Origin of the sequence: Coprococcus sp. HPP0074 (genome assembly GCF_964238105.1) — a bacterium.
In the GTDB taxonomy this organism is placed as follows: Bacteria; Bacillota; Clostridia; order Lachnospirales; family Lachnospiraceae; genus Faecalimonas; species Faecalimonas umbilicata.
This window is the reverse complement of record NZ_CAXSKS010000004.1, coordinates 128,516-146,701: the sequence shown is the minus strand read 5'-3', so window position 1 is coordinate 146,701 and position 18,186 is coordinate 128,516. Positions and strand designations below refer to the sequence as shown.

Below are 18,186 nucleotides of genomic sequence, written 5' to 3'. Positions count from 1 at the left end.
TGATTTTTACTAAGTTTTACTCAAAGCCTCATGCTTAGACTTCTGAAAGTGCTTTGATAGACGAGACATATTCGGACGGTGTCATGCCGGTGATTTTCTTGAACTGCCTTGAAAAATAGTGGATGGAAGAATAGCCCAGTTTCTCGGCAATCTGTGTGAAATTCATTAAATCTGTACGCATCATTTGCTTTGCGGCATCGATTTTCATATTGGAAAAATATTCAATCACACCAAGTCCGGTTTTCTGTTGGAAAATCTTTTGCAGCTGCGAGCGGCCAATCATATTGTCGCGGCAGATCTGCTCGATCGTCAGGTGCAGACAGAGATTTTTTTCCATATAAGCAAGCACACGGTTAAACACTTCGGAATTGCCTTTGGAGGCGATCACTTTTGGAGTCGAAGAAGGACTGTCCTGTTTGCGACGAAGCAGATGGAGCAAAAAATGCTCCAGATGAATCCGGATAAATTGTTCTGCACCAAACGGAGGCTGCTCGCATTTTGTCATTTCGGTAAGGTAAGGGTCATCCAGTCGACAGTTGAACAGTGTCTTCGCCTCTTTGACGATCTCACCGAGCAGAATCTTTTCGGTTTCATCGAGAGAGAAGATCTTTCCTTCAAAAAACTGCATCACTGCATCACTGCATTCGAAAGAGATAACGACAAGGTTTGGAGCAGAGCTTCCGGTCGCCTGTAGTCTGTGAAATTCATTTGGTTTGTGAAAGGCGACCTCCCCTTTTTTTAAACGTGCATGGATACTTTCCATGTAAATATCAATCTCGCCTTTGTCGACGAAGACAAACTCCCAGAAATTGTGGGACTCTCCGGCAAAAGAGAAATCGCTCATATATTCAAAATAATGGATGGTGAATACTTCGTGGATGGATATGGTGTCCGTCAGAAGTGTTCCTTTATACATCATACTAAACCTCCTGCCTCATTTTGTGAGTCCATACTCTTGCGGTATTTGTTCGGAGAAAGCCCGGTTTCTTTTCGAAATACCTGCGAAAAGTAGGATTGAGAGGAAAAACCGACGACGGAAGCAATCTTTGCAATTGGGAAATTGGTAGTGCCAAGCAGATGTTTTGCCTCAGAAATCCGCTTCTCAATCAGGTAGTTGATCGGGGAAACTCCTTTATAATTTTTAAATGCATGTACCAGATAATATTTGTTCAGATACGTCAGGTCACTGAGTGTCTGAAGTGTGATATCTTCTTTGAAATGTTCATCCAGATACTGTTCGATGAACCGACATTCCTTTGTGATCTTCTTAGTCGGAGCAACGGACAGTGTTGTCTGTGTCTGACGAGTGATATTCCAGATGATCAGCTCCAGAAGATTCTGGCAGATGGATTCAAAATTTTCTTCTTTTTTCCGCACCTCTTTGAGCAGCATTTTTAGGTAAAAATGGAGCTCCTCGCGGTAGTGAAAGAAATTATGAATCGTATAATTAGTAAATTCGTCCTTGTCCGTAAATTGCAGTCCGTTGATCCCAAGGACAATGTATTCAAGAGGAGTGCCGGTTCCGCCTGATTCGGTGTGGGAAACATTCGGATTGACAATGATCAGATCATTTTCTTTGACCGGGAAACACTCGTTCTCAATTGTAAATTTTCCGGTTCCGTGGGTAATAAAAAACAATTCGGTAAAATGATGCGTATGTGCAAGGCTATGCCAGTCCTGCTCATATTTTGCTTCTGTGATATAGAGCAGATGGACATCGATTTTTTTGGAATTTTTCTCTTCCAGGCGATAATTTTGATTACTCATAATAGGTCTCCTTTGGGTTTATTATATAGATGTTTGTTGAAAAAAGCAATAAACGAATCGGTGTCATTTACAAGCTTGCTGTCAGATAGTATAATCCGTGTAATGAGGAGGAGAAAACATTATGAACTATCTTTCATTTTTAGTAAAACCTGCATCATCCCTATGCAATTTGAAGTGTCCGTACTGCTTCTATGAGGACATCAGTAATAGGAGAGAACGTCCATGCAGTGGGAAAATGAAGCCGGAAATCATGCGGAAATTGATTGACCGTGCCATTGCAGAAACGGAGGAAGATGCACAGATTACATTCGCATTTCAAGGTGGGGAGCCCACCCTTGCCGGGCTGGAGTATTATAGACAATTTACAGAGTATGTCCGTGAAAAAAAAGGGGCACGCACAGTACGATATGCCATTCAGACAAATGGTACGCGGATAGATGAGTCGTGGGCACGGTTCTTTCGAGAAGAAGAATTTCTCGTGGGTGTTTCGTTGGACGGGTATGAGTCTAACACAAACCGTTTTCGGGTAGATCAAGAGGGAAAGGGAATGTATGTGCAGATCATGCAGGGAATCCGGCTGCTGGAACAATATGAAGTGGCATATAATATTCTTACTGTACTGACACCACGGCTTGCGGCGCATCCGGAAGCATATTATCATTTCTTGAAAGATCAGGGATTTTCTTATGTGCAGTGTATTCCGTGTCTTGGAGAATTTCCAGAACAGCAACAGAGCGCAGTGACTGGAAATGATCAGGAACTAAAGCCAGAACAGTATGCCGAATTTTATAAGCGGTTCTATCGGCTCTGGCTGGATGATTATGTGCATGGAGATTACATGAGTGTGACTCTGTTTGATAATCTGCTGTTGATGTTGTCTGATCGCCCTCCACAACAGTGTGGAATGCTTGGATTTTGTACAGCGCAACTTGTGGTGGAAGCAGACGGCAGTGTATATCCGTGTGATTTTTATGTGTTGGATCAGTATTGCTGCGGAAATCTGCAAGATCAGACACTTCAGGAACTTTTATATAGCGAAGCAATGAAAAATTTCATTCAGGAAGAAAGACAGATAAAAAAAATCTGTGAGACATGTCCATTCTGGAAAATCTGCCGCGGTGGCTGTAAGAGACAGAATCGGACCTATCTCACAGAAGAGTGGTGTGGTCACAGAGAATTTCTGATGGAGGCATATCCGACATTGTTCAGGATCGCACAGACACTTTGAAAGACTCTGTGATTATCTTTTAAAAGCAGCAGAACCCAACTGGAAATCAAGATTTTCAGCTGAATCCTTATAGAATATGAGATAAATTTGCGACAGGTGTACAGCTGCTTTGGAGTGAGACTCCGTCGCTGTACCCCTCTTCGCGGCCATCGAGTTCTTGAATCAGAAGAGCGCGAAGATAGGCGATCCGAGCCTGATATGCTTCATCGGCGATTGCATTGTGTTCTTCCCGCGGATCTTTTCTCAGATCAAAGTACTGTTCAGTATTTTTCTCGCTGTACCAAATATATTTATCAGTCTCCGTCACGATAAAATGACTGGACAGACCGGAGTGGAAGCTGTGTTCTCCGTGCAGATACTCGCGGTTGTTTTGCTCTTCTTTCGGCTTTCCGACAATCTCTGGCATCAGAGAGAAGCCGTCCACACCCTCTGGAACCGGGATACCTGCAAAATCGAGGAGTGTTGGAAGGATATCGCGCAGTTCTGTGATCGTATTGCTGCGAATCGGTTTGGAAGGGCATACATTTTTGCCGACGTGGAACAGAAGTGGGATATGTGTGCTTCCTTCGTAGGCAAATACTTTTCGGTACAGGTGATGATCAAAGAGTAGTTCCCCGTGATCGGACAAGAAGAGAATCACAGTGTTGTCATATTCTCCGCTTTCCATCAGTGCAGAGAGAAGCCGTCCGATCTGGTGGTCGACATGTGTGATGCAGGCATAGTATCCCGCCATTGCATTGTGTTGCTGTTCGGCATCGTTGCAGCCGTAGATAGAGTCTTTCCTATATCCGAACTGTTCGGTACTTGCGGTGTCATCCCAGTCGCCGCAGGCAGGTGCCCTAAGTTCTTTGTCTTTGTACAGATCGAAGTAGGATGCCGGCGCATCAAAAGGCTGGTGCGGACGGACATAGGAGCTCATCAGGAAAAATGGTCTGGTGCGATCACGTGTTTCTAAGAAGCGGATACTTTCTTCCGTCACCCAGTTTGTCGGATGCAGCCGTTCTTCATAGATCCACGGGTGGGTCACCCAGGAGTTGCATTCCGGTCCGCTGGCATTGAAATCCGCATGGGATCCGAGAGCGTTTTTTAAATCATAAAGATAGTCATCAGTCACCGTCTGATGCTGAAAATGCGGAATGGAGGCATCCCGGTAATATCCAAGATAGCCATCGTGCAGACGCAGTCCTTGGAACCCGCAATGTTTTCTCACCGGATGTACATGCATCTTTCCAACACACTGTGTCTGGTATCCGTGTGTACTGAACTCTTCAGCGAGCATGTGATCGTAGTTCCAGTCGATACCATCCTCATATCCGACACGTCCGTGGTGCTCTTGACTTTTCCCGGTAAAAAGCGCAGCTCTTGCAGGGATACAGCTTGGACAGGAGGAATAGGCGCGGTCAAAAAAGGCACCATCAGAAGCGAGCGTGTCAAGGTAAGGTGTCTTGACGTCCGGATGTCCGGCATAGGAAAGACAGTCTCCACGAAACTGGTCACACATAAGAAGTAAAATGTTTGGTTGTTTCATCATTTTTTCCTTTCATATTATTACATATTTTTCGGTTACCAATGAAGGCAGCTTTTGATACAATCATAAACACTGGGAAAAAGAAAAGCAAGGAAGAGTTTTTTATTAATTTCATATTTTTAGCTTTGAGAGCAATATACATAAAAATGAGAACAACATTAATATAGAAAAAATGACGGATGTAGTGTAGAATATAGTGTATAAAGTGAACGAAATAAACAAAAGGAGGAGTTCGGTTATGAAAATGAAAAAAGTAACAGCGCTTTTACTTACAGTTGCAATGGCTGCTACTATGCTTGCAGGATGCGGAAGTAAAGAGGAAAAAGCAGAAGGCAAGAAAGAAGATGGAAAGACAGTCCTGAAATTTGCTGCATTTGAAGGTGGAAATGGAGCTGAGATCTGGAAAAATATCGAAAAAGCATTTGAGGAAGAACACAAAGATGTAGACGTAGAATTACACCTTTCTTCTGAGCTTGATAAAGATTTACAGAAAGACTTTAAGAACGGAAATGTTCCAGATGTTGTATATTACAACTTAGGTCAGGAGAGCGGATTCGTAGAGACCATGTTAAAAGAAAAAGCAATCGCTGACATCTCAGACGTATTTGATGATGAGTTAAAAGGTAAATTAGTAGGTGGTATTACAGAGAATGCTGCGGCACAGCCATACGGTGACGGAAAAGTTTACCTTGCTCCGATCATTTATACACCAACAGGATTATGGTATAACAAAGACTTATTTGAAGGAGCAAATAAGAAATACGACCTTCCGACAACATGGGATGAGTTCTTTGCACTTGGAGACAAAGCAAAAGCTGACGGAATTTCTTTATTTACATATCCACAATCAGGATACTTCGACGCAACAATGTATCAGATGTTAGCACAGGCAGGTGGAATTGATTTCTACAACAAAGCTGTAAACTACGATGAAAAGACATGGACATCTGAAGAAGGAAAGAAAGTTGTTGATACAATCGCAAAACTTGCTTCACCAGATTATATCCAGGCAGATACAGTTGCAAATGCAAACTCAGACGGTGGATTCAAGATCAATCAGCAGAACGTGATCGACGGAAAAGCATTATTTATGCCAAATGGTAACTGGGTAATCGGGGAGATGGCAAACTCTACTCCGGAAGGATTCAACTGGGGAATGATGGCACCTCCGAAGTTCAATGCAGATGAAGATAACTACATCTACACATTCACAGAGCAGATGTGGATTCCTGCAGATGCAGAAAATATGGATCTTGCAAAAGAATTTGTAAAATTCATGTACTCTGATACAGTTGTTGATTTAATGCTCAACAACAAAGTAGTGAACAAAGAGACAAATGAAGAATCAGCAGCTCCAATCGTATCACCGGTTCTTGGTGCATCAGACAAGCTGGAAGATGGAACAATCAAAGATACTTATACACTGGCATCTTCTGACGGATACGAAGCAGTTGCAGGTACATGGGCTACAACAAAACCAATTGATGGATTTGATATGAAAGCAACAGTTTATGGTGCAATCGATGCTCTGAATACAGGAGAGATGACAGCAGATCAGTACCAGAAACAACTGGTAGATGCATGGGAGAAATTATTAGAAAACGTAGAATAATTATCCAGATAAGTTATAGTTAGTCAGAACGGTGAGTTATCAGGGCTCACCGTTTTTTAAGGAGAAAGATAAGCTTATGAACAGAAAACGATCAGAAAGAAGATTTGTCTTTGCATGTCTGGCACCGGCAGTAATCTTGATGGTTCTCTTTATTTTCATTCCTACAATCAATGTATTTCGGATGTCCTTATACCGCATGGGAGGAATTACGAACAAACAGACATTCATAGGACTGGAGAACTTTAAAACACTGCTGGGGGATAAGAATTTCCTTCAGGCAATGCAGAATACAATATTGATTATTGTGTTAGTAATGATCTGCACGATCATTCTTGCTGTATTATTTGCAGCATTGTTAAACAGAGGAACTTTTAAGGGAAAGAACTTTTTCCGTGTTATTTTTTACATTCCGAATATTTTATCCATCGTTGTTATTGCGGGTATCTTTGGAGCGATTTATAACCCGAGTACAGGTCTTCTCAATACATTCCTGAAAGCGATTCATCTTGATGGACTGGCACGTCAGTGGATGGCAGAGCCGAATATTGTGATCTATTCTGTAATCTTTGCGCTGATCTGGCAGGCAATTGGATACTACATGGTAATGTATATGGCAAGTATGGCAGCGATTCCACCGGATTATTATGAGGCGGCATCTCTGGATGGAGCGACAGAGATCCAGATGTTTTTCAAGATTACATTCCCTCTGATCTGGAGCAATATTCGTACTACACTGACATTCTACATCATCAGTACGATCAACTTAAGCTTCCTATTTGTCCAAATTATGACAAACGGAGGACCGAATGGAAATACAGAAGTGGCGCTGAACTATATGTATAAGCAGGCATATACAAACGGTTCTTATGGATATGGTATGGCGATCGGTGTTGTGATCTTCCTGTTCTCATTTATTCTGGCAGGAATTGTAAATAAGATCACAGACAGAGAAGTTTATGAATTTTAGGAAAGGAGAGCAGATATGGAAAAAATTAATAAACATAAAAAACCAAGCAGTTATATTTATAAGCTGTTCATCTATGTAGCTCTTCTTGCACTGGCAATTTCTATCATTATTCCGGTAGCATGGGTATTCATGGCAAGTTTGAAGAAGAACTCAGAGTTTATCGGGGGAGATGTAAGTCCGTGGGCACTTCCGAAAGAATTTTTTGTACAGAACTTTGTTGTGGCATTCCGCGATGCGAACATGGGAACGTTTTTCTTAAATTCTGTGATCGTTACTGCAACAGCATTGATCCTCCTGTTACTTCTTGCACTTCCGGCATCTTATGCACTGTCAAGATTTAACTTCAGAGGGAAAAAGATTCTGAACATTGCATTTATGGCAGGACTTTTCGTCAACATCAGTTACATTGTAGTACCAATCTTCCTGATGCTCAGTGATGCAAATAAATTGCTCGGGGTAGATTTCTTCCTGAATAACCGGTTTATCCTGGCGCTTGTCTATGCATCGAGTGCACTGCCATTTACAGTGTATCTTTTGAGCGGATATTTCCGGACATTGCCGAAAGGATTTGAGGAAGCGGCATATATTGACGGATGCGGATACTTTAAGACGATGACAAAGATCATGGTGCCGATGGCAAAACCAAGTATCATCACAGTAATTTTATTTAACTTCTTATCATTCTGGAATGAGTATATCATTGCCTATACATTGATGGATGGAAATGATACGCTGGCGATGGGACTGAAAAATCTGATGGCAGTGGAAAAGACAGCTACCAACTACGGTATTATGTATGCCGGACTTGTGATTGTTATGCTGCCGACATTGATCTTATACATCATGGTACAGAAACGTCTGACAGAGGGTATGACTCTCGGCGGACTGAAAGGTTAGGAGGGACTGGCAATGAATAGTAGTACAGTAAGAAATATTATCATGTGTGTTGCATTTGTTATTTTCCTTGCTATGATCATCGTTGGTCAGAGACATATTTCTGTATCCGGACTTGCGATGGAGGTCATCGGATTGATCGGACTTCTGACACTTTTGTTCGTATATAACCACAGATACAAATAGAAGAGAATATGCTGGAATCTAAGAACGGATTCCGGCATATTTTTTTTGGAGGAACTGCATTCCTTTTTTTAAAAATATGAGTTATATTAATGTAAGAAGATTATATAAAAGGAAAGAAAGGCATAGACCTTGAAAGGAGACGATTGTGCAAACATAGAAAGAAATTGACTAAAGATTTTTTAAAAAACATCAGGTAGAATAGTAGATAATACAAAACAGAAGTGATAGATGAACAGGAGGTAGTTCAAAATGAAAAAACCAGTATTAGTAATTATGGCAGCCGGAATGGGAAGTCGTTACGGCGGATTAAAACAGATTGACCCAGTAGATGAGCAGGGACATATTATTATGGATTTCTCTATCTTCGATGCAAAGAGAGCAGGATTTGAGAAAGTCGTATTTATCATCAAAAAAGAAAATGAGGCAGATTTTAAAGAAGCAGTCGGAAAACGTATGGAAGAAGTGATGGATGTTGCTTATGTATTCCAGGATCTTCACAACATTCCGGAAGGATTTGAAGTGCCGGAAGGACGTGTGAAACCTTGGGGAACTGCACATGCCGTATTAAGCTGTATCGATGAAGTGGACGGACCATTTGCGGTAATCAATGCAGATGACTACTATGGAAGAGATGCCTTCCAGAAAATCTATGACTTCCTTTCTACTCATGAGGACGATGACAAGTTCCGTTATACAATGGTCGGATATCAGCTGGAAAATACATTGACAGAGAACGGACATGTAGCCCGCGGGGTATGTACGACAAATGAGGCAGGCGAGCTTGTAAAAGTAGAAGAGCGGACAAGAATCGAGAAAAAAGGTGACGGTGCTGCCTATACAGAAGATGAGGGAGCAACCTGGACAGATCTTCCGAAGGGAAGCATTGTGTCTATGAATATGTGGGGATTCACAGCAAGCATTCTGCAGGAGATCAAAAATGGATTTGCTTCTTTCTTAGAGGAAGGATTAAAGACGAACCCTCTGAAATGTGAATACTTCCTTCCGACAGTTGTCAGCAATCTGCTGGAAGAAGACCGCGCAACTGTATCCGTACTGACATCTGCAGATAAATGGTATGGAGTAACTTATAAAGAAGATAAGCCAGTCGTAGTAGCTGCGATCAAACAGATGAAAGAAAATGGATTATATCCGGAAAAATTGTGGGGAGAAGAGTAAGATCATGGGAATGGTATCAAACAGACAAAAAGACGAAGCAATTGCAAATTTTAGATTTGAAGGGGTTCTGATTGATGAGCGTCCATATGGAAGTGGACATATCAATGATACATTCCTTCTGACATTCGATATCTCAGGTATGGGACTTCTGCGTGTAATCTTACAGCGCATGAACAAAGAAATCTTTACACAGCCGGAAGAATTGATGGAGAACGTACTCGGTGTTACTTCTTACCTTCGTAAGAAGATCATTGAAAACGGTGGAGATCCGGAGAGAGAGACATTAAATATCATTCGCACAGTTGCAAACAGACCGTACTATGTGGATTCTCAAGGGGACTATTGGAGATGCTACAAATTCATCGATGGAGCTACCAGCTATGACCAGGTAGAAAAACCAGATGATTTCTATCAGAGCGCAGTATCTTTCGGTAACTTCCAGAGATTGCTTGCAGACTATCCGGCAGAGACTCTTCACGAGACGATCAAAGGATTCCATGATACAAAGGCACGTTTTGAAGTGTTCAAAAAAGCAGTGGAAGCAGATGTGTGCGGACGTGCAGCTTCTGTTCAGAAAGAGATTGATTTTGTTCTGGCACATGAAGATGTAGCTAACGTATTTGGAGATATGCTTGCGGCAGGAGAACTTCCACTTCGTGTGACACACAATGATACAAAATTAAATAACATTATGATTGACGATAAGACTGGAAAAGGAATCTGTGTGATCGACCTTGATACAGTTATGCCGGGACTTGCAATGAATGACTTTGGGGATTCTATCCGTTTTGGAGCAAGTACAGGAGCAGAAGATGAAATCGATCTGAGCAAAGTGTCCTGCGATATGGAATTATTTGATCTGTATGCGAAAGGATACATCGAAGGATGTGGCGGAAAACTTACAAAGAAAGAGATCGAGTTGATGCCAATGGGAGCAAAGGTTATGACATTTGAATGTGGTATGCGTTTCTTAACAGATTATCTTGAAGGAGATCATTACTTTAAGATCCACAGAGAACATCACAATCTTGACCGCTGCCGTACACAGTTTAAGCTTGTGGAAGATATGGAAGCAAAATGGGATATCATGCAGGAGATCATCAGGAAATATAATGTTTAAGTAAGAATGTTTCTTGAGAGTGTGTGGGAAATCCGTAGAGAAGATTTGAAAGAATTTGTGAGAAATAAGTTTAAAACAGAAAAAATGTTTTAAAACAAAAAATATAAAAAATAGTTGTACTGCCCGCAGTACGGTATTATAATAGAAGAAGAGAGAGATTTCTCATGTTACCCTACAAATCGTAAAAAACAGGAGGATACGAACATGGCAATTTTAGTAACAGGCGGAGCCGGATATATCGGAAGCCATACATGCATCGAATTAGTGAATGCAGGATATGACGTTGTTGTATTAGATAACTTATGTAATTCCAGCAAGGAATCTTTAAAACGTGTTGAGAAGATCGTCGGAAAACCAATCCCATTTTATGAGGCAGATATCCGCGATGCAGAGGCGTTAAAGAATATATTTGAGAAAGAAGATATCGATGCAGTCATTCATTTCGCAGGATTAAAAGCAGTTGGAGAATCTGTTGTAAAACCATTAGAGTATTATGACAACAACATTGCAGGAACACTGGTACTCTGCGATGCAATGAGAAATGCGGGAGTGAAGAACATTATCTTCAGTTCTTCTGCAACAGTATATGGAGATCCGGCATTTGTACCGATCACAGAAGAATGCCCGAAAGGACAGTGTACAAACCCATACGGCTGGTCGAAGTCAATGTTAGAGCAGATCCTCACAGATTTACATACAGCAGATCCGGAATGGAATGTCGTATTACTCCGTTACTTTAATCCGGTAGGAGCACATAAGAGCGGAACAATCGGAGAAAACCCGAAAGGAATCCCGAATAACTTAATGCCTTATATTACACAGGTGGCAGTTGGGAAGTTAGAGTGTCTCGGAGTATTCGGAGATGACTATGATACACATGACGGAACAGGTGTGCGCGATTATATCCATGTCGTAGACCTTGCACTTGGTCATGTGAAAGCATTGAAGAAGATTGAAGAGAAAGCCGGTGTATGCATCTACAACCTTGGAACAGGAAATGGATATTCTGTTCTGGATATGGTAAAAGCATTCAGCAAAGCATGCGGAAAAGAGATTAAATATGAGATCAAACCGCGTAGAGCCGGAGATATTGCAACTTGCTACGCAGACCCTGCAAAAGCAAAAGAAGAACTTGGATGGGAAGCTGAGAGAGGACTCGATGAGATGTGCGAAGACTCATGGAGATGGCAGTCAAACAATCCAAACGGATATGAAGCATAAAAATATATGAGAATCTCATAGAGAGAAAGAGAGAAGACAAGCTCTGGTTACAGAGGGATTGGATTCTCTCTTTTTTTTGGTTCGAGCATTTTAGGAAGCAGATTGTCTGTCCAAGGATTGGTACTTCCATATCGGGGGGAAAAGTGGTATAATTTAACGGTAACTTTAGTTCTATTGAGGGTTAAAATATGAAGAAGGATATTCGATTAAAAGGACAGCTCCGCTTTTACATGCAGTGGCCGATCTTTATGCTGATCCTGCTCGTGGCGATGACCATCTGGATCTTTTTTACGAGCAGTCAGGCAGGAATCATGATGGCAATCATTGTGACAGTGTATGGAATCGGAGTAGGTGTGCTCTATATGTACAGTAAGTCGCTGATCATGGCAGACCTGGTACAGTTCGCAGCACAGTATGGTGTTGTTCAGAATACACTGCTGAAGGAACTTTCCATTCCGTATGCACTTCTGATGGATGATGGGCAGATTATATGGATGAATGACAGTTTCAAAGTAGTGACAGGGCAGGGCGACAAGGCAGAGAAGTATATTAATAAGGTCATTCCGGAACTGAACCGGGGCGTATTTCCAAAAGCGGAATCTGAGCAGGTGCAGCTGAATGTTATTTACAAGGAGAAGGAATATTCAGTAGCTATGCACAAAGTATCTGTGGAAGGATTTAGTGAGACAGAGGAACTTTTGCAGCTTCCCAAGGAGAAGGAATACTTTATTGCAATCTACCTGAAGGATGTCACAGAACTGAATAAGTACATTCGCGAAAATGATGCACAGAAGATGGTAGCAGGTCTGATCTACATTGATAACTTTGATGAAGTCATCGAGAGTGTTGAGGAAGTCAGACAGTCACTTTTGGTAGCGTTGATCGACCGGAAGATTAATCAGTATATTGCAAAGATTGACGGGATCGTCAAGAAAATGGAGAAGGATAAATACTTTATCGTGATTAAGAAAAAGTATTTCCAACAGTTGAAAGAAGATAAGTTTGCATTGTTAGAGGAGGTCAAGGGCATTAGCATTGGAAATGAGATGCCGGCGACACTCAGTATCGGTCTTGGGATGAGTACCGACACTTATGCACAGAGTTACAACTATGCCCGGGTGGCAATCGATCTTGCACTTGCAAGAGGGGGTGACCAGGCGGTTGTAAAGGATGCGAACAATATTACGTATTTTGGCGGAAAGCGCGAACAGGTGGCAAAGAATACGCGTGTGAAGGCGCGAGTCAAGGCGGAGGCTCTGCGGGAATTTATTGCCGCTAAGGACAAAGTCATTGTCATGGGACATAAGATCGGGGATGTAGATTCTTTTGGAGCGGCAATCGGTATTTATCGTGCAGCTACAATTATGGAGAAGAAAGTACATATCGTGATCAACGATATCACAAGTTCTGTCAGACCGCTGTATGAGCGTATCCGGGATAATGCGGCATACGATGAAGATCTGTTTCTTACTTCCTCTCAGGTGGAGGATGTGGTAACAGAAAATACGATGGTTGTTGTAGTCGACACAAATAAGCCGGAACTGACAGAGTGTGAGGAACTGCTTGGCATGACAAAGACGATCGTCGTGCTCGATCATCACCGGCAGGGAAGCAACAGCATTGATAATGCAGTATTATCTTATATTGAACCGTATGCATCTTCCACCTGTGAGATGGTCGCAGAAGTGCTGCAGTACATTGCGGATGATATCCGGATCAAGGCGGTGGAAGCAGACTGTATGTATGCGGGAATCATGATCGATACAAATAACTTTGTGAGCAGAACCGGTGTGAGAACCTTTGAGGCGGCAGCATTTTTGAGGCGCTGTGGTGCAGATATCACCCGGGTGAGAAAGATGTTCCGGGATGATATGGATTCGTATCGTGCAAAGGCGGAGACGGTGCGCAGAGCAGAGGTATACAGAGGTGAATTTGCTATTGCGGAGTGTCCGGGCAAAGGAATTGAAAGTCCGACGATCGTCGGAGCCCAGGCAGCGAATGAGCTGCTCAACATTGCGGGGATCCGTGCATCGTTTGTATTGACAGCATACAATGGGAAGGTGTATTTGAGCGCCCGCGCCATTGATGAGGTAAATGTTCAGGTGATTGCAGAACGTCTCGGCGGAGGCGGCCATATCAACGGAGCAGGAGCACAGTTTTCCGATATGGAAGTCGAGGAAGTCATTGGGATGATCAAAGGCACACTGGACGAGATGATAGAAGGAGGAGATATATAATGAAAGTAATTTTATTAGAAGATGTAAAGGCACTTGGGAAAAAGGGAGAGATCGTAAACGTCAATGACGGGTACGCAAGAAACTTTATCTTGCCGAAGAAATTAGGTCTCGAAGCAACTGGAAAGAATTTAAATGACCTGAAGCTTCAGAAAGCGAACGAAGAAAAGATTGCGCAGGAGCAGTTAGAGGCTGCCAAAGCACTCGCAGAGAAGATTGCAGCAGGAAAAGTGACACTGCAGATCAAAGTTGGAGAAGGCGGCAGAACTTTCGGATCTGTTTCTTCCAAAGAAGTGGCACATGCAGTCAAAGAGCAAATGGGATATGATATTGACAAGAAGAAAATTCAGTTAAAAGAAGCAATCAAGACATTGGGAACACATATCGTTCAGGTAAAACTTCACACAAAGGTGACAGCAGATCTGAAAGTCGTTGTCACAGAAGCGTAGGTGGAACGCATGGAAGAGGCATTGATCAAAAGAGTCCTTCCGCACAGCCTCGAGGCGGAGCAATCCGTTGTCGGAGCAATGCTGATGGACAAGGATGCGATCATGACAGCGGCAGAAATCGTCAGCCGGGAAGATTTTTACCAGACGGCATATGGCATTCTGTTTGAGGCTATGGTGGAACTTTTCAATGAAGGGAAGCCGGTCGATCTGATCACCCTTCAGGAGCGTCTGAAAGAAAAGGATGTTCCGCCGGAAATCACCAGCCTTGAATTTGCAAGAGATCTTCTGACAGCAGTTCCGACTTCTGCGAATGTAAAATATTATGCAGAGATCGTCATGGAAAAATCGATGCTGCGGAAACTGATCAAGCTGAATGAGGAGATTGAGAACATGTGTTATCTCGGTCGGGATTCGCTGGAGGCGGTGCTTGAGACGACGGAGAAGAGAGTATTTGAGCTTGTACAGAAGAGAAATACCGGAGACTATGTTCCAATCAAGCAGGTCGTGTTAAATGCGTTAGATAAGATCGAGAAGTCTTCCAAGACGAAGGGAACTGTCACCGGAATTCCGACAGGGTTCATTGATCTTGATTATAAAACATCCGGCCTGCAGCCGTCTGATCTGATCCTCGTGGCAGCGAGACCGTCTATGGGAAAGACAGCGTTCGTGCTTAATATCGCACAGCATGTGGCATTTCGCAGCAATAAGACGGTGGCAATCTTCAGTCTTGAGATGTCCAAGGAACAGTTGGTGAACCGTCTGTTTTCTTTGGAGTCTCAGGTAGATGCACAGCTGCTCCGTACCGGTAATCTGAAGGATTCCGATTGGGAGAAGCTGATTGAAGGAGCTGGAGTGATTGGAAAGTCTAAGATGATCATTGATGATACGCCGGGAATCTCTATTTCAGAACTCCGCTCTAAGTGCAGAAAGTTTAAGTTGGAGCAAGGGTTAGACCTGATCATCATCGACTATTTGCAGTTGATGACCGGACGTGTAGGCGGACGTGCAGAATCCAGACAGCAGGAGATTTCGGATATTTCCAGATCATTGAAAGGACTTGCCAGAGAGCTGAATGTACCGGTTATTGCACTTTCTCAGCTGAGCCGTGCCGTAGAGCAGAGGCCGGATCATCGTCCGATGATGTCAGACCTTCGAGAATCTGGTGCAATCGAGCAGGATGCCGACGTGGTGATGTTTATTTACCGTGATGATTATTATAACAAAGATACAGATATGAAGAACATTGCAGAGATCATCATTGCGAAACAGAGAAACGGTCCGATCGGAACTGTGAATCTTGCATGGCTTCCAAATTATACGAAGTTTGCCAATGCGACGAGAAAGCAGGAATAATGGCGAAACTTGCGATGGAAAGAGCAAAAGAACAGACCTTCAATATGTTATAATCTTTATAGGTTATTACATATTGGAGGTTATTTTTATGGGCGAAGTTCACTATATGATTTCAGAAGCTGCAAAGAGAGTCGGGGTGGAGGCACATGTGCTGAGATACTGGGAGGAAGAACTTGACCTTCCGATCGGCAGGACAGAGATGGGGCACCGTTACTATACAGAAGATGACATCCGTTTATTTCACTGCATTAAGGATCTCAAAGAGCAGAGCATGCAGTTGAGAGAGTTAAAGACCGTCATACCAGAATTAAAGAAAGCGCGGGAACAGAAGAAGAAAAAGCTGGCAGAGATGGAGGAAAGGGAGAACAGCAGAATGAGTCAGACAGAAGGACAGCTTGTCAAGGCACAGCCGGAAGTGGTGGATACGGACAAGTTTTTGCAAGTTCAGAGCTTTATCGGGGAGGCACTTCAGAAAGTTATCGTGGAGAATAATACGAAGCTTGCGCAGGAAGTCAGTCATACAGTTACAAAGAATGTACTTGGCGAGATGGAAACGTTGTTTCATCTGAAAGAGCAGAAAGAAGAAGAACATTACCGCAAGCTGGACAGCCTGATCAGACAGCAGCAGCAGATCAGACGCGAGAGTGTGAAAGTATCACCGGTTGGAAAGTTGAGAAAATTGCTGGAAGGATAGCATGAAGTGAACAAAATATGGAGTATAACATGATTTTTTAGGACAAGTTTATGCTGCAAAAAAGGGGACGGATCAGACATTACATCTGATCCGTCCCACTTTTTTGCCTATATACTTACTGGGCTATGTTGGCTGCCAGGCAGCCATATCTGAATTATTCAGCAGAGATAGCTCCTGTTGGACATTGTGCAGCACAAGCTCCACAGTCTACGCAAGCATCAGCATTGATTTCGTAGTGATCTGCTCCCTGAGAGATTGCTCCAACTGGACATTCAGCTTCGCAAGCTCCACAGCTTACACATTCATCGCTAATTACGTGTGCCATAGTATGTATCCTCCTTTTCTGTGGCAGAATGAACTCTGCCTATTTGTGTTTATTTTAATACAAATGAGCCAAATATACAAGTCTATTTTGTGCTCTGAATTTAATACAAAGAAAAAGAGTTTCAATCAGAGCACAAAAAGACTAGAAGACAACAGAACAGGGACCGGAACAATTTGTCTTAAAGTTCTTCCGACAGTTTGTTCAGACGCTGCTTTTCATGCTTATATGCAGCGAGAACAACACGTTTGGCAGCCTCTGCATCTTCTTTACTTGGTTCTGGAGTATCCTTTAACGGATAATCCATATGAAGGTTATCATATTTTGCCTTTCCCATAGAGTGGTAAGGAAGAATATCAAGCGCTTTGACATTGTTCAGTGTTCCGAGAAATGTGCCAAGTTGTTCCAGATATTCTTGATAGAAAGTGATGCCGGGAACAATCACATGGCGTACCCAGATCGGAATGTTTTGCTCATCGAGATAGCGTGCAAATGCCAGGATACGCTCATTGGAGTGTGCAGTCAGTTTCTTGTGTTCTTCTCCGTTGATATGTTTGATGTCAAGCATGATCAGGTCTGTGACCTGAAGGAGCTTTTCCAGCTTTTCCATAAATACTGCATTGGATGGCTGAAACATAATCCCAGAAGTATCGATACAGGTGTGGATATGATCTTTCTTCAGCTTTGTAAAGAGCTCGATCAGAAAATCCATCTGCATCATTGGTTCACCGCCTGTCACAGTCACACCGCCATGGCGGTAAAATGGGAGATTAGAGTAGAAGCCTTCGAGTACTTCCTCTACACTTTGTTGTTCTCCGATGTTTGGCTCCCATGTATCTGGATTGTGACAGTACAGACAGCGCATCGGGCAGCCCTGAAGAAAGATTACGTAGCGCAGTCCCGGGCCATCTACGGTTCCACAGCTTTCAATCGAATGTATATATCCTTTTGTCATAAAAGACACCTGCCTTTCAGTATGATAAAGTTCGGTATGAAAAAAGGCTGTCGCAGAATGGAAAGATCAGAAACCATTTCGGCGGCAGCCCCTTGAAGTCATTATTGCAATTCGATACGGAGAACAGAACGTCCGATGACATAGACGATATGTCATCAGACGGCTCTCTCTGCCGTTACATTACATTCCTTCGTGGAATGTACGGGAAATAACGTCGTCCTGCTGTTCTTTTGTAAGTTTGATAAAGTTTACAGCGTATCCTGAAACACGAACAGTTAACTGTGGGTAGTTTTCTGGGTGTTTCTGAGCGTCTAATAATGTTTCTCTTGTAAATACGTTTACATTTAAGTGGTGTCCACCCTGTTCTACGTATCCGTCTAACATATTTACTAAGTTATCTACCTGCTGCTGATTTACTGCCATAGTGTTATCCTCCTTGATTTTGGTTTTTCTTTATCTGATTTTTGTATTGTCGGACAG

The 18,186-nt window shown here is 42.7% G+C and carries 18 protein-coding genes; 12 read left to right on the top strand and 6 right to left on the bottom strand.

Annotation, left to right across the window (positions count from 1 at the left end):
• Positions 1-34: 34 nt before the first annotated feature.
• Both ACESPO_RS06845 and ACESPO_RS06840 read right to left on the bottom strand, forming a co-directional pair.
• Positions 35-919 carry a helix-turn-helix domain-containing protein gene (locus ACESPO_RS06845; RefSeq protein WP_016439512.1) on the bottom strand — a complete coding sequence of 295 codons (885 nt, stop codon included), beginning with the start codon at positions 917-919 and terminating at the stop codon, positions 35-37.
• Entirely contained in the window at positions 916-1,767 is an 852-nt protein-coding gene (locus ACESPO_RS06840) for a helix-turn-helix domain-containing protein (protein WP_278887905.1), read from the bottom strand. Before ACESPO_RS06840 ends, ACESPO_RS06845 begins: the two co-directional genes overlap by 4 nt.
• 121 nt (positions 1,768-1,888) lie before the next feature.
• Between ACESPO_RS06840 and ACESPO_RS06835 the strand changes: the two genes are divergently transcribed.
• Positions 1,889-2,995 carry an SPASM domain-containing protein gene (locus ACESPO_RS06835; protein WP_499788620.1) on the top strand — a complete coding sequence of 369 codons (1,107 nt, stop codon included), beginning with the start codon at positions 1,889-1,891 and terminating at the stop codon, positions 2,993-2,995.
• A gap of 67 nt (positions 2,996-3,062) precedes the next feature.
• Here the strand turns inward: ACESPO_RS06835 and ACESPO_RS06830 are convergent, their stop codons facing one another.
• Positions 3,063-4,523, bottom strand: coding sequence for an arylsulfatase (locus ACESPO_RS06830; protein ID WP_499788619.1), 1,461 nt, complete (start codon positions 4,521-4,523; stop codon positions 3,063-3,065).
• A 238-nt stretch (positions 4,524-4,761) separates the two neighbouring features.
• Between ACESPO_RS06830 and ACESPO_RS06825 the strand changes: the two genes are divergently transcribed.
• The 11 genes from ACESPO_RS06825 (at position 4,762) to ACESPO_RS06775 (ending at position 16,429) form a co-directional block, all read left to right on the top strand.
• A complete protein-coding gene (locus tag ACESPO_RS06825) occupies positions 4,762-6,135 on the top strand; it encodes a carbohydrate ABC transporter substrate-binding protein (protein WP_117578431.1) in 1,374 nt (457 codons plus the stop codon).
• A 76-nt stretch (positions 6,136-6,211) separates the two neighbouring features.
• The gene (locus tag ACESPO_RS06820; RefSeq protein WP_008977121.1) at positions 6,212-7,102 is read left to right on the top strand and encodes a carbohydrate ABC transporter permease; all 891 of its coding nucleotides are present in this window, start codon (positions 6,212-6,214) and stop codon (positions 7,100-7,102) included.
• A gap of 15 nt (positions 7,103-7,117) precedes the next feature.
• Entirely contained in the window at positions 7,118-7,999 is an 882-nt protein-coding gene (locus ACESPO_RS06815; protein WP_008977120.1) for a carbohydrate ABC transporter permease, read from the top strand.
• A gap of 12 nt (positions 8,000-8,011) precedes the next feature.
• Entirely contained in the window at positions 8,012-8,182 is a 171-nt protein-coding gene (locus ACESPO_RS06810) for a DUF6903 family protein (protein WP_008977119.1), read from the top strand.
• Positions 8,183-8,431: 249 nt separating this feature from the next.
• The gene (locus tag ACESPO_RS06805; RefSeq protein WP_008977118.1) at positions 8,432-9,358 is read left to right on the top strand and encodes a nucleotidyltransferase family protein; all 927 of its coding nucleotides are present in this window, start codon (positions 8,432-8,434) and stop codon (positions 9,356-9,358) included.
• Between the two features lie 4 nt (positions 9,359-9,362).
• A complete protein-coding gene (locus tag ACESPO_RS06800) occupies positions 9,363-10,478 on the top strand; it encodes a phosphotransferase enzyme family protein (RefSeq protein ID WP_008977117.1) in 1,116 nt (371 codons plus the stop codon).
• 204 nt (positions 10,479-10,682) lie between these two features.
• Positions 10,683-11,699: a UDP-glucose 4-epimerase GalE gene (galE, locus tag ACESPO_RS06795; RefSeq protein WP_008977116.1), complete on the top strand. Its 1,017-nt coding sequence runs from the start codon at positions 10,683-10,685 to the stop codon at positions 11,697-11,699.
• Positions 11,700-11,887: 188 nt separating this feature from the next.
• Positions 11,888-13,936 (top strand): DHH family phosphoesterase, encoded by a 2,049-nt coding sequence (locus ACESPO_RS06790; RefSeq protein WP_499788618.1) that lies wholly within the window; start codon positions 11,888-11,890, stop codon positions 13,934-13,936.
• Positions 13,936-14,382: a 50S ribosomal protein L9 gene (rplI, locus tag ACESPO_RS06785; RefSeq protein ID WP_008977114.1), complete on the top strand. Its 447-nt coding sequence runs from the start codon at positions 13,936-13,938 to the stop codon at positions 14,380-14,382. Before ACESPO_RS06790 ends, rplI begins: the two co-directional genes overlap by 1 nt.
• Positions 14,383-14,391: 9 nt before the next feature.
• Positions 14,392-15,735, top strand: coding sequence for a replicative DNA helicase (dnaB, locus tag ACESPO_RS06780; protein ID WP_008977113.1), 1,344 nt, complete (start codon positions 14,392-14,394; stop codon positions 15,733-15,735).
• 88 nt (positions 15,736-15,823) lie between these two features.
• Entirely contained in the window at positions 15,824-16,429 is a 606-nt protein-coding gene (locus ACESPO_RS06775) for a helix-turn-helix domain-containing protein (RefSeq protein WP_116441057.1), read from the top strand.
• A gap of 154 nt (positions 16,430-16,583) precedes the next feature.
• On the opposite strand, the gene fdxA is transcribed toward ACESPO_RS06775, so the two are convergent.
• The 3 genes from fdxA to grcA3 all read right to left on the bottom strand — a co-directional run bounded on the left by fdxA (position 16,584) and on the right by grcA3 (position 18,147).
• Positions 16,584-16,763: a 4Fe-4S ferredoxin gene (gene fdxA, locus ACESPO_RS06770; protein WP_330572380.1), complete on the bottom strand. Its 180-nt coding sequence runs from the start codon at positions 16,761-16,763 to the stop codon at positions 16,584-16,586.
• A gap of 169 nt (positions 16,764-16,932) precedes the next feature.
• Positions 16,933-17,706: a pyruvate formate-lyase-activating protein gene (pflA, locus tag ACESPO_RS06765; protein ID WP_008977109.1), complete on the bottom strand. Its 774-nt coding sequence runs from the start codon at positions 17,704-17,706 to the stop codon at positions 16,933-16,935.
• Positions 17,707-17,886: 180 nt separating this feature from the next.
• Entirely contained in the window at positions 17,887-18,147 is a 261-nt protein-coding gene (grcA3, locus tag ACESPO_RS06760; protein ID WP_270196201.1) for an autonomous glycyl radical cofactor GrcA3, read from the bottom strand.
• Positions 18,148-18,186 lie beyond the last annotated feature (39 nt).